The 22012-nt window shown below is 58.3% G+C and carries 23 protein-coding genes and 1 riboswitch; of the genes, 18 read left to right on the top strand and 5 right to left on the bottom strand.

What is annotated here, in order from left to right:
* Positions 1–15 precede the first annotated feature (15 nt).
* On the top strand, positions 16–555 hold the full coding sequence (locus BUB60_RS03770) for a stage V sporulation T C-terminal domain-containing protein (protein WP_073076329.1): 540 nt from the start codon (positions 16–18) through the stop codon (positions 553–555).
* Positions 556–764: 209 nt separating this feature from the next.
* On the opposite strand, the gene BUB60_RS03765 is transcribed toward BUB60_RS03770, so the two are convergent.
* Entirely contained in the window at positions 765–1484 is a 720-nt protein-coding gene (locus tag BUB60_RS03765) for an alpha/beta hydrolase (RefSeq protein ID WP_073076328.1), read from the bottom strand.
* A 216-nt stretch (positions 1485–1700) separates the two neighbouring features.
* On the opposite strand from BUB60_RS03765, the gene BUB60_RS03760 reads away from it, so the two are divergent.
* The 4 genes from BUB60_RS03760 to BUB60_RS03745 all read left to right on the top strand — a co-directional run bounded on the left by BUB60_RS03760 (position 1701) and on the right by BUB60_RS03745 (position 5120).
* A complete protein-coding gene (locus tag BUB60_RS03760) occupies positions 1701–2378 on the top strand; it encodes a response regulator transcription factor (protein WP_073076327.1) in 678 nt (225 codons plus the stop codon).
* A 30-nt stretch (positions 2379–2408) separates the two neighbouring features.
* On the top strand, positions 2409–3776 hold the full coding sequence (locus BUB60_RS03755) for a sensor histidine kinase (protein WP_073076326.1): 1368 nt from the start codon (positions 2409–2411) through the stop codon (positions 3774–3776).
* Positions 3776–4321, top strand: a complete 546-nt coding sequence (gene yfcE / locus BUB60_RS03750) for a phosphodiesterase (RefSeq protein WP_073076588.1) — start codon at positions 3776–3778, stop codon at positions 4319–4321. Before BUB60_RS03755 ends, yfcE begins: the two co-directional genes overlap by 1 nt.
* Before the next feature lie 160 nt (positions 4322–4481).
* Positions 4482–5120, top strand: a complete 639-nt coding sequence (locus BUB60_RS03745; protein ID WP_073076325.1) for a DUF3786 domain-containing protein — start codon at positions 4482–4484, stop codon at positions 5118–5120.
* Positions 5121–5195: 75 nt separating this feature from the next.
* Here BUB60_RS03745 and hpf read toward each other — a convergent pair whose 3' ends face one another.
* Complete coding sequence (hpf, locus tag BUB60_RS03740) at positions 5196–5744, bottom strand: ribosome hibernation-promoting factor, HPF/YfiA family (RefSeq protein ID WP_073076324.1); 549 nt, start codon at positions 5742–5744, stop codon at positions 5196–5198.
* Positions 5745–6148: 404 nt separating this feature from the next.
* Positions 6149–6991, bottom strand: a complete 843-nt coding sequence (locus tag BUB60_RS03735) for a fumarate hydratase (RefSeq protein ID WP_073076323.1) — start codon at positions 6989–6991, stop codon at positions 6149–6151.
* A gap of 145 nt (positions 6992–7136) precedes the next feature.
* Between BUB60_RS03735 and BUB60_RS03730 the strand changes: the two genes are divergently transcribed.
* Positions 7137–7970, top strand: a complete 834-nt coding sequence (locus BUB60_RS03730) for a deoxyribonuclease IV (protein ID WP_073076322.1) — start codon at positions 7137–7139, stop codon at positions 7968–7970.
* A 107-nt stretch (positions 7971–8077) separates the two neighbouring features.
* On the opposite strand, the gene BUB60_RS03725 is transcribed toward BUB60_RS03730, so the two are convergent.
* Positions 8078–9340: a DUF2225 domain-containing protein gene (locus tag BUB60_RS03725; RefSeq protein WP_073076321.1), complete on the bottom strand. Its 1263-nt coding sequence runs from the start codon at positions 9338–9340 to the stop codon at positions 8078–8080.
* A gap of 75 nt (positions 9341–9415) precedes the next feature.
* Positions 9416–9499, bottom strand: a riboswitch (cyclic di-GMP riboswitch).
* Positions 9500–9590: 91 nt separating this feature from the next.
* Positions 9591–11027, bottom strand: a complete 1437-nt coding sequence (proS, locus tag BUB60_RS03720) for a proline--tRNA ligase (protein WP_073076320.1) — start codon at positions 11025–11027, stop codon at positions 9591–9593.
* Positions 11028–11197: 170 nt separating this feature from the next.
* Here proS and BUB60_RS03715 point away from each other — a divergent pair, with 170 nt between their 5' ends.
* The 12 genes from BUB60_RS03715 to rplW all read left to right on the top strand — a co-directional run bounded on the left by BUB60_RS03715 (position 11198) and on the right by rplW (position 21998).
* Positions 11198–11503: a carboxypeptidase-like regulatory domain-containing protein gene (locus BUB60_RS03715; RefSeq protein WP_073076319.1), complete on the top strand. Its 306-nt coding sequence runs from the start codon at positions 11198–11200 to the stop codon at positions 11501–11503.
* A gap of 137 nt (positions 11504–11640) precedes the next feature.
* A complete protein-coding gene (gene dusB / locus BUB60_RS03710; RefSeq protein WP_073076318.1) occupies positions 11641–12609 on the top strand; it encodes a tRNA dihydrouridine synthase DusB in 969 nt (322 codons plus the stop codon).
* Positions 12610–12613: 4 nt separating this feature from the next.
* Positions 12614–13237 carry an RNA polymerase sigma factor gene (locus BUB60_RS03705; protein ID WP_073076317.1) on the top strand — a complete coding sequence of 208 codons (624 nt, stop codon included), beginning with the start codon at positions 12614–12616 and terminating at the stop codon, positions 13235–13237.
* On the top strand, positions 13230–14129 hold the full coding sequence (locus BUB60_RS03700) for a zf-HC2 domain-containing protein (RefSeq protein WP_073076316.1): 900 nt from the start codon (positions 13230–13232) through the stop codon (positions 14127–14129). The genes BUB60_RS03705 and BUB60_RS03700 overlap by 8 nt, the downstream gene beginning before the upstream one ends.
* A gap of 206 nt (positions 14130–14335) precedes the next feature.
* Positions 14336–15181 (top strand): DegV family protein, encoded by an 846-nt coding sequence (locus tag BUB60_RS03695; protein WP_073076315.1) that lies wholly within the window; start codon positions 14336–14338, stop codon positions 15179–15181.
* Positions 15182–15198: 17 nt separating this feature from the next.
* Positions 15199–16296, top strand: a complete 1098-nt coding sequence (ychF, locus tag BUB60_RS03690) for a redox-regulated ATPase YchF (protein WP_073076314.1) — start codon at positions 15199–15201, stop codon at positions 16294–16296.
* A complete protein-coding gene (locus BUB60_RS03685; RefSeq protein ID WP_073076313.1) occupies positions 16293–17018 on the top strand; it encodes a heparan-alpha-glucosaminide N-acetyltransferase in 726 nt (241 codons plus the stop codon). The genes ychF and BUB60_RS03685 overlap by 4 nt, the downstream gene beginning before the upstream one ends.
* Before the next feature lie 26 nt (positions 17019–17044).
* Positions 17045–19465, top strand: a complete 2421-nt coding sequence (feoB, locus tag BUB60_RS03680; RefSeq protein ID WP_073076312.1) for a ferrous iron transport protein B — start codon at positions 17045–17047, stop codon at positions 19463–19465.
* A 451-nt stretch (positions 19466–19916) separates the two neighbouring features.
* Positions 19917–20237 carry a 30S ribosomal protein S10 gene (gene rpsJ, locus BUB60_RS03675; protein WP_073076311.1) on the top strand — a complete coding sequence of 107 codons (321 nt, stop codon included), beginning with the start codon at positions 19917–19919 and terminating at the stop codon, positions 20235–20237.
* A 130-nt stretch (positions 20238–20367) separates the two neighbouring features.
* The gene (gene rplC, locus BUB60_RS03670) at positions 20368–21063 is read left to right on the top strand and encodes a 50S ribosomal protein L3 (RefSeq protein ID WP_073076310.1); all 696 of its coding nucleotides are present in this window, start codon (positions 20368–20370) and stop codon (positions 21061–21063) included.
* A gap of 15 nt (positions 21064–21078) precedes the next feature.
* Positions 21079–21702 (top strand): 50S ribosomal protein L4, encoded by a 624-nt coding sequence (gene rplD / locus BUB60_RS03665; RefSeq protein ID WP_073076309.1) that lies wholly within the window; start codon positions 21079–21081, stop codon positions 21700–21702.
* Complete coding sequence (gene rplW, locus BUB60_RS03660; RefSeq protein WP_073076308.1) at positions 21702–21998, top strand: 50S ribosomal protein L23; 297 nt, start codon at positions 21702–21704, stop codon at positions 21996–21998. Before rplD ends, rplW begins: the two co-directional genes overlap by 1 nt.
* The last annotated feature ends 14 nt before the right edge of the window (positions 21999–22012 follow it).

Genomic DNA, 22012 nt, shown 5'->3' with positions numbered 1-22012 from the left:
GGGAGGGTCATAAATATGAAAGCAACCGGAATCGTGCGCCGTATCGACGATCTTGGACGCGTCGTTATTCCGAAGGAGATCCGCCGTACCATGCGTATCCGCGAGGGCGACCCGCTGGAGATATATACGGAGAAAGACGGCGAAGTGATTTTTAAAAAATACTCGCCCATGGGCGAGTGGTCGGAAAGCGCCAACCAGATTTGCGAGACGCTGTATAAAACGGCAGGCTGCTGCGCCACAGTCGCGGACAGGGACACATATATTTCCGTCTGCGGCGTGCCGAAGCGGGAGTTGGCCGACAAGCACATCTCCAGCGATCTGGAGCAGCTGATGGAGGCGCGGCGCCTCTACCAGCGCAAGAGCGGCGAAAAGGGCCTGCCTGTCATCGACAGCAGCGATAAATACGTCATCGAAACGGCGGCGCCAATCATTTCCGAAGGCGACGTGATGGGCTGTGTCGTCTTCTTCTCGGAGGGGGACAAGCTCCTCGGCGAGGTCGAGTACAAGCTCGCCCAGACGGTTGCCGGTTTCCTCGGCAAGCAGATGGAGAGCTAAAGGCGCACAGATTAACAGACAAGGTTACGGCCTTTGGGCCGTAACCTTGTCTGCAATTTGGTGAAAAAGTTTGCGCACAGGTAAGCTCAGCTGCTCACTGTGCGGGCGGTGTCATTTCCGACGTATACGCCGCCGGAAATGACGGACTTTATTTTATTTCCGCCGTCGCGGCGAAAACTCTGCGAGGCTTTTTCCGACAACCGGAGACCTTAACGAGAAAGCCAGGTCATGGCGGCGGAGACGCGGGCGGGGACGGCGGAAAAATGGCCGCCGTCGTGCCAGATGAGCGCCGTTTCCGCCACGTTCGCGTCGGCGGAAAGGCGCGCGTGGGCGGCCCGGGTGGCATCGCCGACAGCGGCCATGCGGGGATTTCTCGCTTTTTCCTCCTTCTTGCCGAGGCTCAGATAGATTCTGGAACCTGGGCGAGGGCTGTTTGCGGCCATAAATTCCGGCCAGCCGTCGTACCACATGGAGCCTGAGCAGCAGCCGCAGGCGATGAAAGCGTCGGTGACGTACATGGCGTACAGCGCCGCGAGCCCCGCCAGCGAATATCCCAGGACGGCACGGCCGTGGGCGCCTGCTTGAACGGGGAACTCTCCTTCAATAAATGGCATCAGGTCTTCTGTCAGCCAGCGCAGCAGGTCCGACGCTCCGCCGGTAAACGGCGGCTCGCTGTCCAGAAGGGGCGGCGCGGGCCACGGCGCGTAGTCGCTGTTCCAGTGCCGGGTGCCGGCGGCAACGGCGATAAAGGGGCGGCACTCTCCGCTTTCGGTGGCCGCCTCCGCGCGCTCCGCCGGGCCGGTCAGCTCCAGCCCGGGGTCGGGGCCGGCCAGCATATAGACGACCGGGATAAGCCGATCCGCCGTTTTTGGCAGATAGACGGAAACGGGCCGCCCGTCCTTTTGAAAATGCGTGATCGTACCTTTCATTGCCGCCTCCCGCAGATTATGTTTTTCTGCTTATTCTATCATATTTTTCATGGCTGCGCCGGGATTTATGCCGCCGCGGCGCCCGGAAGACTTTAAAACTGCGCGCCGGTGTGTTACTATGGCGTCAAGGCCGTATTTTACCCGGATTTAACACATTTGTGATATCAAATTGATGTGGACTTGGTAATATTAGAAACTCGATAAGGGGGGAGATAAATGATCTATTTTGTCGAAGATGACAACAGTATCCGCGAGCTTGTGATTTACACGCTCAACAGCACCGGTCTGGAGGCCGTCGGCTTTGAAAAGCCCTCGGATTTCTGGCGCGCCATGGATAACGCCCTTCCGAGCCTCGTTTTGCTGGATATCATGCTGCCGGAAGAAGACGGGCTTGAAATTTTGAAAAAGCTTCGGAGCGCGGCGGCCACAAAGAAGCTGCCCGTCATGATGCTGACCGCGAAGGGCAGCGAATACGATAAGGTTCTCGGCCTCGATTCCGGCGCCGACGATTATGTGCCGAAGCCGTTCGGCATGATCGAGCTGATGGCGCGCATCAAGGCGCTCCTGCGCCGGACGGAGGAGGTGGACACCCCGTCGGAGCACACGCTGGGGAGCCTGTATGTCTGCCCCTCAAAGCATATCGTCAGGGTGGACGGGCAAAACGTCTCGCTGACGCTGAAGGAATTTGAAATGCTGTGCCTTCTCCTGGACAACCATGACATCGTCCTCACGCGGGACCAGATCCTCAACAGGGTCTGGGGGTACTCCTTTGACGGCGAGAGCCGGACGGTGGACGTTCACATCAGGACGCTGCGGCAGAAGCTGGGGCACGCGGGCGATTATATCGAGACGGTGCGCGGGATCGGGTATAAAATCAGCACAACGGGTTTTTGATTTAAAATATCGGCGGACGGGAGGCTACATATGAGCAAACGGATTTTTCAGGGGATATTTCTCGTCGCCGTCGCCGTATTCCTGGCATGTTTGCTGCTTATCCTGGGCGTCGTCTACAGCTATTATTCCGGCGAGTACGGGGACCGGATGGAAAAAGAAACGGCCTTTATCACCCGGGCGGTGGAGCTGAACGGCCTGGATTATCTGAACGGAATGCCGGCACAGACCGAGCTGCGTGTTACCTGGATCGCCGCCGACGGCACGGTGCTTTACGACAACTTTGCCGACCCCGCCACGATGGAGAATCACGGCAGCCGGCCGGAGGTTCAGGCCGCGCTGGCCACCGGCGTCGGACGGAGCGACCGCGATTCAAAAACACTGTCCGAGCAGATGATTTACTACGCGCTCCGGCTCAACGACGGCACCGTCCTCAGGACGGCGGAGGCGGAAAAAACGATGTTTACGCTGCTGCCGGGCCTTGTGGAGCCGTTTGTCATCGTCCTGGTGACCGCCGTGGTGTTCTCCCTCCTGCTGGCCTTCAGGATATCCAGGTCGATCATCAGGCCGATCAACGCCATCGATTTTGAGCATCCGGAACGCAGCAGGGTCTATCCGGAGCTGAGCCCTCTCATCTCCAGGATCGCCCAGCAGAACAGCATCATCGCCAAGCAGATGGACGAGCTGAAGATCGAGCACGAGGCCCGGGAAAAAATGCGCCGCGAATTTACGGCCAATGTCTCCCACGAGCTCAAAACGCCCCTGACCTCCATTTCCGGCTTTGCCGAGATCATGAAGGGAGGGCTTGTGAAAAGCGAGGACATCCCGCGCTTTTCCGGGTATATTTACGATGAGGCCCAGCGCCTCATTTCTCTGGTGGGCGACATCATCAAGCTCTCGCAGCTGGACGACAACGAGCTGCCCGTCAAAAAGGTCCGCCTGGATTTATATGACGCTTGCGCGTCCGTTGTGGCGTCCTTAAAGCCGGCGGCCGACGCCAAGGGGGTCAGGTTCGTCCTGTCGGGAGAGCACGCGGAGATATTCGGCGCCGAGCAGATCGTCGACGAGATCATCCACAACCTGTGCGATAACGCCATTAAATATAATAAGGACAACGGCAGCGTCTTCGTCTCGGTCACAAAGCGGGAGGGGGAGGTGGAGCTCTCCGTCTCCGATACCGGCATCGGCATACCCAAGAGTGAGCAGACGCGTGTTTTCGAACGATTTTACCGGGTCAACAAGAGCAATTCAAAGCAGCTGGGCGGCACGGGCCTCGGCCTTTCCATCGTCAAGCACGGCGCCGCCTATCACAACGCAAAGATCATCCTCGAGAGCGTCCCCGACGTGGGGACGACCGTCAAAATCGTTTTTAAAACGGAAACGGCGAAGGGACAGCAATGATGAAACTGATGATCGCATCCGATATCCACGGCTCGGCGTATTATGGCGAAAAGCTAATACAGGCTTTCGACAAGGAAAAGGCGGACAGGCTGCTCCTTCTGGGCGACCTTTTGTATCACGGCCCGAGAAACGACCTGCCGGAGGATTACCGGCCCAAAAGAGTCATCGAGCTGCTCAACGGTCTTAAAGCGCATATCCTGTGTGTGCGCGGGAACTGCGAGGCCGAGGTGGATCAGGCGGTGCTGGAGTTCCCCGTCCTGGCGGAGTACTGTGTCCTCTGGCTCGGCGGGCGCATGATCTTTGCCACCCACGGGCACCGCTTCGACAAGGACAACCCGCCGCCGCTGCACAAGGGCGATATTCTGCTGTACGGCCACACCCACGTCCCGCTGTGCGAGGTTGGGGAAACCTTCATCAGCCTGAACCCCGGCTCCGTCTCTATCCCGAAGGAGAACAGCCCCCACAGCTACATGACGCTGGAGGACGGTTTGTTTAAGTGGAAGGATATCGAGGGGGATACCTACCGGAGCTTTGCGCCGGACTGAAATTTAAGTTGAATTCTTATAAAAACCGCGGCAAATTGGCTTGAAAGCACAGCGCTTTATTCGTACACTTGTATTCGGAAGACACAAGTAAGATGGCTCGGTGCCTGAAACGCGCTATTTGGGTCTGCCGGCATATCTGATTGCAGCGGGGGGTTAAATAATGACTTTAAAGCAGAACAACTACGCAATAGCCGCGGAAAACGCCAGATTGTTATTTCTGAAAGAGGACCAGGAAAAGTTGATTCAAAAGTTCCGCCTGAAGGCTGACGATACGTATTTATATCTGCGCTTTTTGGACATGACCTATCGCATTGAGCGGAACAGCGGCCATGCCCAGCGGACCGCGGATAACGGCGGCTATATCGACGACAAGGATTATAACACGGTGCTGTCTATATACGACTACCTGTGCTGGTCCCGGGAGGACCGCCAATTGTCCGGCAGGTGGATATCCATGCAGAATATGGGGCACTCGTTTCATACGAACCTGCTGGAGGGGGACGGGAGCCTGTATGCGAAATACGCGCAGGCGTTCTCGGGATATAAAGAGGAGCTCGACAAGGTGTGCAAACAGCTGGGCGGGCATAAAATGTCGGTCGGCGACGTGGGGTATATCCTGCCGGCCTTTGACGAGCTGCCGGTTTATTTTCAGTTTTGGGACGGAGACGACGAATTCCCTCCCACGGTTGCGTTTCTGTGGGACGCAAATACGACGCAGTATATTCATTACGAAACCACATATTATGTTTTAAGTATGATCCTGGACCGGATGCGGGAGCTTTTCACCGCCGCGGCCTAACAATAAAAATGAAACGGGAGTGCCTCAAACGAGGCACTCCCGGATTTTTGATAAAATTTTGCCGAAAACAGGCTGTCAGTCGGCACCCTCGATCAGGCCGTAGCCGCCGCTTTTGCGCCGGTAGACCACAGAGAAGGCGTCGCGGTTATCCTGATTCCTGAAGACAAAGAACTCGTGATCCAGAAGGTTCATCTGCAAAATCGCCTCTTCCGCCGTCATGGGCTTGATGGGGAAGCGCTTTGTACGCATGATCTGGAAGTCTGCCTCGCCCCCGTCGTCGTCGGACGCGGCATAGCTGACGGAGGGCTTTACCTCGCGCTCCAGGGCGCCGTCGCGGAGCCGCTTGGCCAGGCGCGATTTGTTCTTGCGTATCTGGCTTTCAATGCCGGCCACGGCAGAGTCGATCGAGGCGTGCATATCGCCGGTGGCCTCGCTGACGCGGTAGAACATGCCGTTGTTGTTGATGGTGACCTCCGCCCTGTGGCGGCCCCTTTCGATGCCGAATGTGACAAATGCCTCCGACTCGATTTTGAAGAAGCGGTCCAGCTTGCCGATCTTTTTCTCGGCATACTCCCGGAGTTCGTCAGAGACCTGTACCTTCTTTTCTGTAAATGTGAATTTCATTCGAGTCATCTCCTTCTATAAAGTGTTGTATGGACGATGAGAGCTGTTTGTCCATAATCTATTATACCACGGACAGCCCCGCCGCGATAGGTTTTGCCAGATTTTTACCATATATATAATAATGCCTGCATTCGCAGGCATTATGCAGCCTGTAGATAAACTTGTTTTCGAGATAAAAGCTTCGCAGAATTTCCGCCGCGCACGGCGGAAACAAGATGGAATCTGTCATTTCCGGCGGCGTGTACGTCGAAAATGACACTTCTCATGCTGGGAGCGGCTGAGCGAGCTGCATGCGGTTTTTTGTCGGCAAAGCCCGGAGGGCTTTGCCGACAGGCTAAATAATGCCTGCATTCGCAGGCATTATACCAGGGGCCATTGCTTTATTATGTCGGAAAACGGGGCGCTTACAAAACGCAGGCGGCGTGCCGGGTGGCGTGGCAGCTCATGTTGACGACGCAGGGCAGACCGGCGATGTGCGTCGGGTACGTCTCGATATTGACCTTGACGGCCGTGAACCGCCCGCCGAAGCCCTGCGGGCCGATGCCGAGGCGGTTCACCTTTTCCAGCACCCGCGCCTCCATGTCGGCGTAAAACTTGTCGCCGTTGGCGCTGCCCATATCCCGCAGGAGTGCTCGCTTGGCCAAAAGCGCCGCCTGCTCGATCGTCCCGCCGAGCCCTACGCCGATGACGACGGGCGGGCAGGGGTTGGAGCCGGCTCCACTCATGACGTCCACGATAAAATCCTCTATCGTTTCCAGCTTATCCGACGGCAGGAACATGCGCATGGCGCTCATGTTTTCGCTGCCAAAGCCCTTAGGGGCTACCGTCAGGCTGATTTTGTCGCCGGCCACCAGCCGGAGATGCAGCACCGCGGGGGTGTTGTCCTCCGTATTCTCCCGCCGGAGCGGGTCCTTTACCACGGATTTTCTGAGATAGCCGTTCGTATATCCCCGCCGGACGCCCTCGTTGACGGCGTCCTCCAGGAGCCCGCCGGTGATGTGGACCTCCTGCCCGATATCGGCAAAGACAACGGCCATGCCCGTGTCCTGGCAGATCGGAATGCCTGTTTCGGCGGCCAGCTTAAAGTTTGCCACGATATCGCGGAGCGCCTCGGCGCCGGCAGGAGACTCCTCACGCCCGGCTGCGTCCTCCAAAAGTGCGCAAAGGTCTTTGGGCAAATGTACCGCCGCCTCGATGCAAAGCCGCTCCACGGCCTCGGCGATAACAGAACAGTCGATCTCTCTCATAGGAATCCTCCGAAGATTTTAACGAAATAGCTTGCTAATGATATTTTAGCATTCGGCCATAGATTCCACAATGACTTTAATGCCCGGACGTGTTACAATTGTGGCAGGAGCATTAAATACATCAGAACGAAAGGATTCAATATATATGTTCAAGATCGGCTGCCATTTGTCGACGTCCGGCGGATATCTGGCCATGGGGAAAAACGCCGTATCCATCGACGCGAATGTTTTTCAGTTTTTTACCCGCAACCCCCGCGGCGGCGCGGCAAAGGCCATCGATGAAAAGGATATCGCGGCGTTTCAGGCGCTGGCGAAGGAGCATGGTATTTCGGACCTGCTGGCCCACGCGCCGTACACCCTGAACGCCTGCTCGGACAAGGCGCATATCCGGCAGTTTGCCCGGGAGACGATGGCCGACGATATCCGGCGCATGGAATATCTGCCCGGCAACATGTATAATTTCCACCCCGGCGCCCATATGGGCCAGGGGATGGAGGCCGGCATCGGCATGATCGCGGAAATCCTCAACGAGGTGCTGTACCCCGAACAGACGACGATGGTCCTTTTAGAGACGATGGCGGGCAAGGGCACCGAGGTGGGCGGCCGCTTCGAGCACCTGCGGGCGATCATCGACAAGGTCATGCTCAGCGATAAGATGGGCGTGTGCCTGGACACCTGCCACATCTATGACGCCGGCTACGACATCGCCGGGGACCTCGACAGCGTTCTGGCGGAGTTTGACCGCGTGATCGGCCTTGAGCGCCTGCGCGCCATTCACTTGAACGACAGCAAAAACCCATTCAGCAGCCATAAGGACCGCCACGAAACGATCGGCAACGGTTCCCTCGGGGTCGAGGTGCTGAAAACGGTCATCAACCACCCCAGGCTAAAGCATCTGCCGTTTTACCTGGAGACGCCCAACGAGCTCGAAGGCTACGGCCGGGAGATCGCGCTGCTGCGGGGGCTGTACGAGGAATAAAAGCCGAAATGACCGGCAAGGGCAGAGCCCTTGCCCTACAACGGAACGACGGTCCGCAATCTGTAGGGCAAGGGCCCTGCCCTTGCCGATTTACCCTATCAGTTCAGTTATTTCTTGTCTGCGGCCATTTCCCGGATTTCGTAGGACCTGTTCTCCGCGTGGTTTTTCAGGGCGGGGCTGCCGCCCGGGCAGGTCCGGGCTTTATTGAAAAAGGTGATGGCGTTTTTGAGATCGTTCTGCTTCAGGTACAGCTCTCCGATCAGCACGCAGATCTGCTGCTCCTGCGCCGGAGGAACGCCGATCCGCGAATAGGCGTAAAGATAATTGTCCAGCGCTTTCACGGCCGTTTGATTTTCCATGTCCGCGTCGCCGGCGTCGCCGTAGACACGGCTGAGCTTGTACTGGAGCTTTGCCGCCACAAGCTGATATTTCGTAAAGGCCACCGGCGCGCAGAAGAGCGCAAGGTAGAATCCGGCAAAGACAGATACCGTTGTTTTGCCGGCGCCGAAGTCGATCCCCACGTTATTCTGCAGCATTTCCAGCGCCTTGACGATTTCGCCTTTCGGTTTCTCAGGCGCGTCGAAGATGTCCGACAGGGCGCTGTACAGGCAGTGCGGGCATGTCAGAACCTCGTAGTAAAGGGGCTCGATCCCTTTATAGTGGTAGCGCAGGTCACTGTCCGTGGCAGCCACAACGAGCTTGGACGGCCTGACGGCGAGCGCCGTAAACGTCTGGCGGCAGACCGGGCAGGTGTGGGTTTTATTCATGAGGATCGCGCTGTTTTGCTCGGCCAGAGACAATTCGTAATCGCCGTGGTTCTCGGGGAAGAGCGCAAACTTGCCGTTTTGCGCCGTGACGGGCGACAGTTCGGCCGCCGGCTTCGCTTTTTCCGGGGCGGCTGCGGGCACAGCCGGCGCCGGGCGCGCCGCGCCTGTCGGCTTTTTTTCAGGCGGCTTCGCGTCGGTACGGCGCTTTTGGCCGGCATTGGCGGCTTTCGCATCTCCAGCGTCATCCGCAGGCTGCTCCAGGCGGATAAAGAGCTCCTTTAAAAGCTCAAAGGCCAGCGCGGGCTCCTCCTGAAAAAATTCGGTGATATCATTCCGCTCGACGGGAATGATGATCGATTCGTCCAGGGATACTGCCGTATAGGCGGCCTCCTTGTCCTGCAGAAGGCCGGGATCGCCGAAAAGGTCGCCCGTACTGAGCTCCCTGATCATCTCGGCACCCGTCTGGCTGTAGTTGACGAAGACGCCGACCTCGCCCTTGACGATGACAAACAGGACATTGTCGGATCCGCTGCCCGTAATAACGGTGCCCGCGGAGCATTTTTTTACCCGCGAAATGTTTTTGATTGTCGTGATGTTAACCAAAACAGTCCCCCCAAACGTACGCTAAAAAAAGCTGCATGCCTAAGAAAGGCACACAGCTTTATAAACCATGTCCTCTTCGGCGGCCCGGCGATCATGGCGCTATGCTTTAGACCCGTGGCTTTGCGTCACCGGCTTTCGCCGGTTTTGCCGTTTCAGAGTTGAAATTAAAATTATGTTACTACAAATTACTACAAATTACAACATTTTTCATGTTAAATTATAGCTGCTATCAATGGAATTCGGCGTTAAATCAGTACGCCACGCCCCAAATGACCATCTTTTTGGCGGGTTTCCCGCAGCAGACGCAGGTATCGGCAACATGCTCCTGTTCAAAGGGCATGCAGCGGGATGAGACGCCGGCATCCTCTTTCATTTTCAGCTCGCAGGCCAGGTCGCCGCACCACATGGTTTTCACAAAACCGCCCTTTTCGGCCACGATGGTCCGGGCTTCCTCCAGCGTTTTTGCCGGGCGCGTGTTGTCGATGAGATTTTTCTTCGCCTTTTCATAAAGCCCCCGATGAACGTCGCCCAGAAGCGCCGGAATCCTCGTTTCAAGCTCGGCGAGGGCCACCGTGATCTTTTCCCCGCTGTCGCGCCGGACGGCCACGCACTGGCCGTTTTCAATGTCCTTCGGCCCGATCTCCAGCCGCAGGGGAACGCCCTTCATTTCATATTCGGCAAATTTCCAGCCCGGGCTCTGGTCGGACACGTCGCTTTTGACGCGGATGCCGGCCGCCTTCAGGCGCGATACAAGCTCGGCGGCTTTATCCAGAACGCCCTCCTTGTGCATGGCGACGGGGATCACCATGACCTGGATCGGGGCAATCCTCGGGGGAAGGACGAGGCCGGAATTGTCGCCGTGGGTCATGATGAGGCCGCCGATGATGCGCGTGGACATGCCCCAGGAGGTCTGGTGCGGGTAGGCAAGCTTGTTTTCCTTATCGGCGAACTGGATGCCGAAGGCTCTTGCGAAGCCGTCTCCGAAATAGTGGGAGGTGCCGCCCTGCAACGCCTTTTTGTCGTGCATCATGCATTCGACGGTGTAGGTGTCCACGGCGCCGGCAAACTTCTCCTTTTCCGTTTTCTGCCCCTTGATGACGGGCATGGCGAGGCTGTTTTCGCAGAAATCGGCATAGACGTTCAGCATCTGCTGCGTCTCGGCTTCCGCCTCTTCGGGCGTGGCGTGGAGGGTATGCCCCTCCTGCCAGTGGAACTCGCGGCCCCGGAGGAACGGGCGCGTCGTCTTCTCCCAGCGCAGGACGCTGCACCACTGGTTGTACAGCATCGGCAGGTCGCGCCAGGAACGCAGGACATGACTCCAATGGTCGCAGAAAAGCGTCTCGGACGTGGGGCGGACGCAAAGCCGCTCGGCGAGCTCCTCGGCGCCGCCGTGGGTGACCCAGGCGACCTCCGGGGCAAAGCCCTCCACGTGATCCTTTTCCTTCTGCAAGAGGCTTTCGGGGATCAAAACGGGCATAGAGACGTTTTCGTGCCCGAGCTCCTTAAAGCGCGTGTCCAGAATTGATTGGATGTTTTCCCAGATGGCGTAGGCATACGGTCGCAGGATAAAGAAGCCCTTGACGCCGGAGTAGTCTATAAGCTCCGCCTTTGTCACGACGTCTGTAAACCATTGGGCAAAATCAACGTCCATATCGGTGATCTGCTCGACCTTCTTATCCTTTGCCATCGAAAAAACTCCTTTTCCTTGTATATTCCCCCGCCTTCGGCGGGGGAATATGATATTTCAGCGTACTAGTCAGTGTAATGAATTCTTCATGGAATGTCAAGCACGGAAAGCCCGTCCCGGCAATAGTATATCTCAGACAACGCAAGCGCCAGACAAGGGAGTTGAAAAGGTTGAGCTCGGTTGCAAAATTTTATATAAAACCCGCCGAGGGCGAGCATATTGAGACAACGGTAAAGGTCGAACAGGAAAAAGCCGCGGCCGTCTGCGGGACGGTGCGGGACAAAGGCGGAACGGCCGTGGAGAACGCGCTCGTGCTACTGTTCCGGTCGGGGCAGGACAAAAAGCTCATCGACAGGCAATTCACGGATGAGGAGGGACAATTTTCCTTCGGACCCATTGAGGGCAATGTGCTGTATCTCATAAAAGTCTATAAAAACAGCATCAAAATACGTGAATTGGAGATTGTGGCCGACTGAAATTATATAAAACGCCGGCAGCTGCCGCGGCGCGCCCCGATGGGGACAGCGCCGCGGCGATTGACTTTCCGCCCTGTTTTGAATACAATAAACCTGCTGCTTGTATCATTAAAAAAGAACGCGCGGGGGTGAGGGTGTTGCAGATCGGAAATATTCAGATCGATTCCAGACTGGCGCTGGCGCCGATGGCCGGCGTGTGTGATCTGGCCTTCCGGGAGATCTGCCGTTCCTTCGGCGCGGCGCTGACATATACGGAAATGGTGAGCGCCAAGGCGCTCGTCTACCAGGACTCGAAAACGCGCGCCCTCCTCCGCCTGGGGGCCCGCGAGCACCCGGCCGCCGCCCAGATTTTCGGCAGCGACGCCGATTGCATGGGACAGGCCGCCGCGCTGGCACAAGAGATTTCCGGGGCCGATATCATCGACATCAATATGGGCTGCCCCGTGGGGAAGATCGTGAAGGCCGGCGATGGCAGCGCCCTGATGCTGGACCCTGACAAGGCGATGAAAATCATCGCCCGGGTGAAGGAGAGCGTCGACTCCCCGGTGACGGTGAAGATTCGAAAGGGCTGGGACAAGGGCAAGGTCAACGCCGTGGAGTTTGCGCAGATGGCCGAGGCCTCGGGCGCCGCCGCCGTCGCCGTCCACGGGCGGACGCGCGTGCAGATGTACGCCGGCACGGCGGACTGGGATATCATCCGGGAGGTCAAGAAAAACGTTTCGATCCCCGTTCTCGCCAACGGCGACGTCTTCACGGCGGAGGACGCCGTCAGGATACTTAAATATACCGGTGCCGACATGGTGATGATCGGCCGCGGCGCCTTCGGGAATCCCTGGATATTCGAGCAGGCGCGGGCCGCGCTGGAGGGAAAGCCAGTCCCCCCGCTCCCGCCGCTCAGCGCCCGGGTCGATACGGCGGTGCGGCAATTCGAGCTGGCAAAGGAATTCAAAGGCGAACGCATTGCGTGCCTCGAGGCCAGAAAACATTTTGCCTGGTACCTGCGGGGCGTGCCCCACGCAGGCTTTTTCAGGGAAAAAATATCGAAGATCGAGACGATGGCCGATATCTGCAAGGTCAGCGACACCATAAAAAGAGAGCTGAGGTGACTGTATGACAGCAGCGGAAGAACTGGAAATTATCGACAGAGTACGCGGCGGCGACAGGTCGGCCTTTGAGGCGCTCGTACTGGACAATCAGAAAAAGGTATACAATCTGGCGCTGAAGATGACCGGCAACGAAAACGACGCGCTGGACATCGCCCAGGAATCGTTCATCAAGGCCTATACGGGGCTCAAAAGCTTCAGGGGCGACAGCCGGTTTTCCGTCTGGCTGTACAGGCTTGTCTATAACCTCTGCATCGATTTCAGCCGGAAAAAGCAGAGGACAGACACCACGTCACTGACTTATGTTAACGACGACGGAGAATATGCCGACATGGAGGTCCCGGATCTGCGTTACGCGCCGGAGGTTGCCTCGGAAAAGCGGGAGCTCCGCGCGGCGGTGTCAAAGGGTATCCAAGCGTTGCCGCCGAAGCACAGGGAAATCCTCGTGATGCGCGAGGTAACGGGCATGAGCTACGAGGACATTGCTATCACGCTCAACATCAGCGAGGGTACCGTGAAGTCCCGCCTGTCGCGCGCGCGGATGAACCTCGCCGCGCTCCTGAGCCAGTACGGAACTTTTTATGGTAACAGCCGTCATAAGGATAGTAAGGAGGTGGAGGAGCGTGGCTGAGTGTAAAAAATACATGGACCTGATCAGCGGCTTTGCCGACGGCGAGCTGGCCGACGGGGAGAAAGCGGGACTGGAGCGGCATCTTGCAGAGTGCCCGGAGTGCCAGGCGCTCCTGTCCGCCTACAGGAGCATTTCCGAAGCGGCGGAAGAAGCTATGGAAGAGCCTCCCGAGGAGCTTGCCGGCCTCGTCATGGCGCGCATTATGGCGCTGCCGGAGGGCGCCGCGGCTGAATCGGGCCGCAGGACCCGGAAAACCATTATGCCGGTCATCATCAGTTTTGTCGCGGCAGCGGCATGCCTGGCGCTGGTATTTATCGTCAAGCCACAACTGTTTGGCTTTTCAGGCTCCTCAGGGGCGGCGCCCAACGCGGCCGCGCCGGAGGCGGCAGCCGTATCCCCGCCGGCGTTGTCCGACGCCGGTGAGGACCAGTACGCGCAAATGAAGATTGCCCCGGCGGGTCAGGCGGACGCCACAGACGACTATGGCGCAGAATCGACGCAGGACACTGAGGGGAGCGCGGCCTCCCCGACCCAGACAGCCGCCGGGTCGGCTGAAAAGAGCACGGGTACGGCGACAGCCACCGCCGCCGGTACTGCGGGAAGCACGACGGCAAGCCCGGAGCCGAGTATCGAGCCGCATTTGATGCTGGGCGCTGTTCAAAGTACGGAAGCGGATACGGTAAAACTGGAAAAATACTACGCCGTCATCACCATCAAAGGGCAGCTGCCGGACATTTTGCAGGCGGAGCAGCAGACGGATAACGGCGACGGCACCTTTAACATCGAGGTATCCGTCCAGACGGCGGAGCAGCTCATCAGCGAGAAGTACGAGGCCGTCCTGGGCAGCGGGGACGCGACGACGGCGCTGGTCGTCTACACCCCGGCGTCATAAAATCAGCTTTATAAACGCCTCCGGAGCCGGGCTCCGGAGGCATTTTTTATGTCCGATTCGACAGTTTTGACCGGGATTTAAGCGGCGAATGAACAAAATATTTGCTCCTGTACGTTAAATGACGTATAATCATTCTGCGTTTCATCGGGAGAATCATATAATGTCTTGAGTTACTGTTCCTTTTATCCCATTGAAAGGAGAAAGAAATGGTTAGAATTATCACGGACAGCACCAGCGACATCACGCAGGAGGACGCCGCGCGCCTGAATGTGACTGTCGTCCCGCTGACCGTGTTCTTCGGGAGCGAAGCTTATAAGGACGGCATCGATCTGACGAAAAAGGATTTCTTTGAAAAGCTGGCCGTCGCGGAGACGCTGCCGACGACCTCCCAGATTCCGCCCGGCGAATTCACGCCCCTGTTTCAGCGGTATATCGACGCGGGCGACGAGATCGTCGGGATTTTTATCTCCTCAAAGCTGTCGGGCACCTGCCAGTCCGCCGAGGTGGCGCGGGGGCTTGTCAGCGAAGAAAAAATCCACGTCATCGATTCGCTGACGGCCACCTTCGAGCTGGCACTCCTCGTCTTCGAGGCCATCCGGTTCCGGGATGAGGGGAAAAGCGCCGCCGAGATCGCGGAAAGCATCAGCGGCCTTGTAAAGCGGGTACGTCTGCTGGCCGCCGTCGACACGCTGAAATATCTCCGCATGAGCGGGCGCATCTCGACGACGACCGCCTTTGTGGGCGGGCTTTTGGGCATCAACCCGATCATCGCCATCACCGACGGGCTGGTGGTATCGGTGGGCAAAACGCGCGGCCTCAGGGCCGGGCTGAATTTTATTGCCGACCGGATGACGCTGGACCCGCCGGATACGGCGCATACGGTCGTATTCGGACACACGAACGCCCCTCAGGCCCTCCGGGAAACGGCGGATTACCTGACGGCGCAGTTTCACATCGCGAATTATCATGAGATGGACATCGGCATCACCGTTGGGACGCACGTCGGCCCCGGCGCCGCCGGTATCGCTTATATAGCGCGTGCAAAAGAATAGAAGAGAGGAATGTACCAATGAAACTCGGCATCGTCGGACTGCCCAATGTGGGCAAGTCCACCTTGTTTAACGCCATCACAAACGCCGGCGCGGAAAGCGCAAATTACCCCTTCTGCACCATCGACCCCAATGTGGGCGTCGTTGCCGTGCCCGACGAGCGGCTGGATTTTCTCCGGGACCTGTATTCGCCAAAAAAATACACCCCGGCCGTGATAGAATTTGTTGACATCGCGGGGCTTGTCCGCGGCGCCTCCAAGGGCGAGGGGCTCGGCAACAAGTTTTTGTCGAACATCCGCGCCACCGACGCCGTCGTGCACGTGGTCCGCTGCTTTGACGACGCGGACGTGGTGCATGTGGAGGGCGGCGCCGATCCGCTCCGGGACATCGAGATCATCAATATCGAGCTTATCATGGCCGATATGGAGATGGTGGAGCGGCGCATCGACAAGGCCAAAAAGGCCGGCAAGGGCGGCGACAAAAAGTTCCTGCACGAGGCGGAGGTATTCGAAGGCCTCCTGGCCCATTTGAACGACGGCAAAGCCGCCCGCAGCTACGACGGCGCGCCGGAGGATATGGAACTCATCGCCACCTCGGAGCTGCTCTCCCTCAAGCCGGTCATTTACGCGGCCAACATGGACGAAAAGAGCTTTGCCGCGGGCTATGAGAAAAATGCCTATTATCAAACCGTCAAAACGTACGCCGACGGCGAGGAGTCCCAGGTGCTGCCCATCTGCGCCAAAACGGAGCAGGAGATCGCGGAGCTTCCCGACGAGGACAAGCAGCTCTTCCTGGAGGAGCTGGGCATCAGGGAGTCGGGCCTGGACAGGCTCATCAAGTGCTCCTACAGCCTTCTCGGCCTCATCTCCTTCCTGACGGCGGGATCGGACGAGGTCCGGGCCTGGACGATCAGAAGAGGCACCAAGGCCCCGCAGGCGGCGGGGAAAATCCACTCCGACTTTGAGCGCGGCTTTATCCGGGCCGAGGTCGTGGCCTTTGACGATCTGAAAGCCTGCGGCACCATGGCCGTGGCGCGGGAGCGCGGCCTCATCCGCTCCGAGGGCAAGGAGTACGTCATGAAGGACGGCGACGTCGTCACCTACAGATTCAACGTATGACGCCTGTGGAACAGACCCCGGCGAGAAAACGCATCGATATCATCGACGCGCTGCGCGGCCTTTCCGTTATACTCATGGTCTTTGACCACCTGATGTATGATTTGGTGGTATTTATGGGCGCGCCGTCCTGGTTTTTCTCGAATCCGGTCTTCAATTTTCTGCATTATGTTTTCGCCGGGCTCTTCATTTTTCTTTCCGGCGTGTCCTCGCAGTTTTCAAGGAGCAATGTCAAACGCGGCATTAAGGTGTTCGCCATTGCCATCGGCTTTACCATTGTGACGTCGCTGCCGTTTATCGATGAACCCATTCGGTTCGGCGTCCTGCACCTTTTGGGATTCTGCATGATCTTTTACGGGCTGACGCGCAGGGCTTGGGATGCTATTCCGCGGATCGTTGCACCTGTCGTTTATATTGTTCTGCTCGTGGGCACGGCGCTGGCCACAGGCTATATCAAAATCGACGCGTCGTTCCTGTGGATGCTCGGGTGGTACCAGTGGGGCTTCTTCAGCGCCGATTATTTCCCGATCTTCCCCTGGCTCTTCGTTTTCCTCCTGGGGACATGGGCCGGCGTTTACGTTGCGGAGCGGAAGCTGCCCGAGTGGTTTTATGAAAAAAAGATCGCCTTTCTGCCGGCGGTGGGCAAAAAATCGCTGCTCATCTATGTGCTGCACCAGCCGGTCCTGTACGGCGTCATCATGGGGATTCTTTATCTGAAGGGGTAGCGTGGGATCGCTGAAGGGGCGGTTCTATGACAGCGGCGGAGAAAACGCTTCAGGGGCTTTATCCGGGCCAGACCGGAATCATACTTTCCGTGGGGAATCAGTCGGGCGCCGTCAAGCGGCGCCTTGTTGATATGGGGCTGACCCCGGGCACGGCCGTGACCGTCAAGAGGATCGCTCCCTTCGGCGACCCCATCGAGGTCCGGCTCCGGGGGTACGAGCTGTCGCTCCGCCGGGACGACGCGGCCCAGATCGTCCTCGGCGACCTGCCCCCCCGGCGGCGGGATAAGATATCCTCGCGCATTTCCTATGACACAAGGCGGCCCGACCCCGAGACGCTGCGGCGCATGCGGTACGCCCGCGCGGCGGAACGCGGCGTCCGGGCCGCCGCTTATGAAAGCGACAGGGACGACGGCTCGCGGACGATCGCCCTGGTTGGCAATCCCAACAGCGGAAAGACGACGCTTTATAACGCCCTCACCGGGTCCAGTCAGTCTGTGGGCAACTGGCCCGGCGTCACGGTGGAGAAAAAGGAGGGCGCGGCGAAGCTGGGCGGCGGGGAGATCAGAATTATCGACCTGCCGGGCGTCTATTCCCTGTCCCCGTACTCCATGGAGGAGATCGTCACCAGAGACTGCATCCTGGGCACGGCGGACAGCGGCCGCCCGGACGCCGTCATCAATATCGTCGACGCCACGAATATCGAGCGGAACCTGTACCTGACGGTGCAGCTTCTTGAGTTGGAGCGGCCGATGGTTCTGGCGCTCAACTTTATGGACGAGGCGCGCAAAAACGGGGATACCATCGATACGGCACGTCTGGCGGAAGCGCTCGGCGTCCCGGTGGTGCCCATCTCGGCCAAGACGGGCGAAAATATTGATGCGCTGCTGCGCGCGGCAGACCGGCAGACGCGCCGCGGTTATACGCTGGAGCCCGACGGCCTCTACGACGGTATGACCCGGGATATCCTCGGCCGCATAGGCCGTCTCGTCCGTCAGCCGGCGGAAGCGGCGGGAATTCCCGTCCACTGGGCCGCCGTCAAGCTTTTGGAGGGCGACAATGTCGTCCTGGAGACCCTGGACCCGGATGGGGACGCCCGCGCCGCCATCGAGGATCTGGCGGACGAATACGCGGCCTCCGGCCCCGGCGACCGGGAGACGCTGATCGCCGACAGCCGCTACCGTTACATAGAAAAGACGGTCAGGGACGCCGTCCGAAAGGGCCCGGCGCGCCGCGCCGAGACGGTGACCGACCGCATCGACAAAATCGTCACCCACCGAATTCTCGCCGCGCCCGTCTTTCTGCTGCTGATGCTTGTGATGTTCGCCCTGACGTTCGGGCCGCCGGGCAAGACGCTCTCCGACGGCGTGGCGTTCATTATCGGTAACTTTTCCGGCTGGCTGAGGACGGCCCTCGCCGGCATGGGCACCGCGCCCTGGCTTATAAGCCTTCTGACCGACGGCGTCATCGCCGGCGTCGGCGGTGTTTTGAATTTCCTGCCCCAGATCGCGCTTTTATTCTTCTGCCTGTCGCTTCTGGAGGACTCGGGCTATATGGCGCGGGCGGCGTTCATCACCGACCGGCTGCTGCGCCGTTTCGGCCTGTCAGGCAAGGCGTTTATTCCGATGCTCATGGGCTTTGGCTGCTCGGTGCCGGCGGTCATGGGCGCGCGCACCATGGAAAGTGACAAGGATCGGAAGATGACGATCATGCTGGTGCCGTTCATGAGCTGCTCGGCCAAGCTCCCCGTCTACGGGCTCCTCTCTGCGGCCTTCTTCGGCGCCTGGGCGGGAATCGTCGTCTTTTCGCTTTATCTGCTTGGAATGGCGATGGCCGTCGCCTCGGGAATTTTTTTCAGGCGGACGATCTTCGCCGGGGAACCGGCCCCCTTTGTGATGGAGCTGCCGCCCTACAGGCTGCCGACGCTGGGCAACGCGCTTGTACACGTCTGGGACCGGGTCAAGAGTTTTCTCGTCCGCGCCGGGACGCTGATATTTCTCATGAGCGTCGTCCTCTGGTTCCTCAGAAATTTCAACGGCCGCCTGCAGCTGGTGGCGGATAGCGCCGACGGGATTCTGGCCGGGATCGGCGCGTTTATCGCGCCTGTCTTCAGGCCGATGGGCTTCGGCGTGTGGCAGGCCTCCGTGGCGCTGTTGACGGGGCTCATCGCCAAGGAGGCCGTCGTGGCCTCGCTGTCCATGCTCTACGGCTTTTCCCTGACGGCCGGCGGCCTTGCCGTCGCCTCGGCGATGACAGGCTTTACGCCGCTGGCGGCGTATGCGTACCTGGTATTTATATTATTGTATATCCCCTGCGTGGCCGCCGTTTCCACGATCTGCCGGGAAATGAACAGCCTTAAATGGACGGCCCTCTCCGCCGCCTGGCAGCTTTTCGTGGCGTATGTGACGTCGATGGCGGTATATCAGATAGGGCGTTTATTCGGATTGTGACGCGGCTGCGGCGCTCGCTTGCATAAAAATTGTCAGGACAGACAAAATATTCGTGGAATAATTTCCGTAAAATTAATTTTTACGAATTTTTGTCTTGACAGCGAATATATTATTTGATATTCTAACAGGGCGCCTTATGGGGGTATTATGCCTATGGGGGCGCAAAATGCGATGATTCGGGAGATTGCAGGCACTCGTCCTGGTCACTTCCGAGGAGTATGTCCGGTATCGGCTCCTTTGCCGGTACGCAATCGGGCGGCTGAGAAAGTACTGTTTAGAGGCGTATATCGCCATGATCAGAGACAAACCGGCCGGAAAACTACGCCGGTTTGATTTATGAGCAGGAATGATACGCACGGTTATGTGTACAGAATTTTCTCTTCCGTACGGGTTTGCAGACGCGGCTTTCCGCCACGCAGTCAAAAATCCTACAAATCAGGAGGAAAAGAAAATGGCAACAGCAACAAACAAAAAAATGATCCGCATCAGGCTCAAGGCCTACGATCACCAGCTCATCGACCAGGCCGCGGGCCAGATCGTTGAGACGGCGAAGAGGACGGACGCGAAGGTCTCCGGCCCCATTCCCCTGCCGACAAAAAAGGAAATCGTGACGATTCTGCGCGCCGTTCATAAATACAAGGACAGCCGTGAGCAGTTCGAGCGCCTGACGCATAAGAGGCTCATCGACATCATGAGCCCCACACAGAAGACGGTGGAGGCCCTGATGGCGCTGGAGCTGCCGGCGGGCGTCGAAATCGAGATCAAGCTGTAATAGTCCCCGCACATTAATTCAGTTGGCACCCGTTGCCCGCTTTCTTGGCGGGCGGGGTCATGTTGGCAGGCGCACATTGAGAGTTGCATGGGTGCTTGTCAACCAATAACCTTAACAAGGAGGAAGAGATATGGAAAAGGCGATCATCGGCAAAAAGGTCGGCATGACGCAGATCTTCGATGATAACGGCAAAGTCGTTCCGGTCACAGTTATTGAGGCCGGGCCCTGCGTCGTGGTGCAGAAGAAGAGCGAGGACAAGGACGGCTACAGCGCCGTGCAGCTCGGTTTTCAGGACGAAAAAGAAAGAAAGCTCGGAAAGCCTGAGGTCGGTCACCTGAAGAAGGCCGGCGTTGCTCTCAAGAAGCATCTCAAAGAGTTTCAGCTGGCCGGCACGGCCAATATGAACGTCGGCGACGAGCTGAAGGCGGATGTCTTCACCGAGGGCGACAAGGTTGACATCACGGGTATTTCAAAAGGTAAAGGCTATGCCGGCGTCATCAAGCGCTGGGGCGCCCAGCGCACGCCCACGTCGCACGGCGGCGGCCCTGTGCACCGCCACGCCGGTTCAATGGGCTCCAATACGGACCCGTCAAGGATATTCAAGGGCAAGATCGGCGCCGGTCACCTGGGCGCCGAGCAGATTACCGTACAGAACCTCGACGTCGTCAAGGTTGACGCCGAGCTCAATCTGATCGCCGTCAGAGGCGCGATCCCCGGCCCCAAGGGCGGCATCGTCTATATTAAGAGCACCGTCAAGAACAACCGCGTCAAGAATACCGCCGTGACGGTGAGCATCAACCCGCAAAAGAAATCGGCCAGAGGCTAGAAAGGAGAGAGTCAGATGCCTACAATCAAAGTTTTAAACATGGCAGGCCAGGTGACCGGCGAGGTCGAGCTCTCCGAAGCCGTTTTCGGCGTCACGCCGAATACGCAGGCCATCCATGAATCTGTTAAAAACCATCTTGCCAACGCCCGCCAGGGCACGCAGTCGGCGCTCACGCGCGCCGAGGTTTCCGGCGGCGGCATGAAGCCTTATCGCCAGAAGGGCACCGGCCGCGCCCGCCAGGGCTCCACCAGGGCCCCGCAGTTCACCCACGGCGGCATCGCGTTCGCGCCCAAGCCGCGCGACTACGGCTACGCCATCAATAAGAAGCTCAGGAAGCTGGCACTGAAGTCCGCCCTCTCGCAGAAGGTTATCGACAACGCCGTCGTCGTCGTCGACAATATCGAGCTGGACAACATCAAGACCCAGGATTTCGTTAAATTCCTGAAGGCCGTCGGTGTCAGCGGCAAGGCCATAGTGGTGACGCCCGAGGTGCGCGACACCGTTGTCAAGAGTGCCCGGAACATCCCCGGCGTCCAGACAACGATCGCCACGATCCTGAACACCTATGATATCATGAACGCCACGACGTTTATCGTCGACAAGGCGGCGCTCCAAACGATCGAGGAGGTGTACGCATAATGAAGTCCGTTTACGATATTGTCATCCGCCCGATCATCACCGAGCAGTCGATGGAGCAGGGTGATATCAATAAATATGCCTTTGAGGTCGCCAAGGACGCCAACAAGATCGAGATCAAGAAGGCTGTCGAAGAGATCTTCGGCGTCAAGGTCCTCAAGGTCACGACGCTGAACATGCAGGGCAAGTTCAAGCGCACCGGCCGATATCCGCAGGGCCAGCGTCCCTCGTGGAAAAAGGCCGTGGTCAGGCTCACCCAAGACAGCAAAACGATCGAATTCTTCGAAGGAATGGTTTAAGGGAGGTAAAGCGA

The sequence above is a fragment of the Sporobacter termitidis DSM 10068 genome (assembly GCF_900130065.1).
Lineage (GTDB): Bacteria > Bacillota > Clostridia > Oscillospirales > Oscillospiraceae > Sporobacter > Sporobacter termitidis.
Note: the sequence above shows the minus strand (reverse complement) of the source record. Positions and strands in the feature narration are given on the sequence as shown.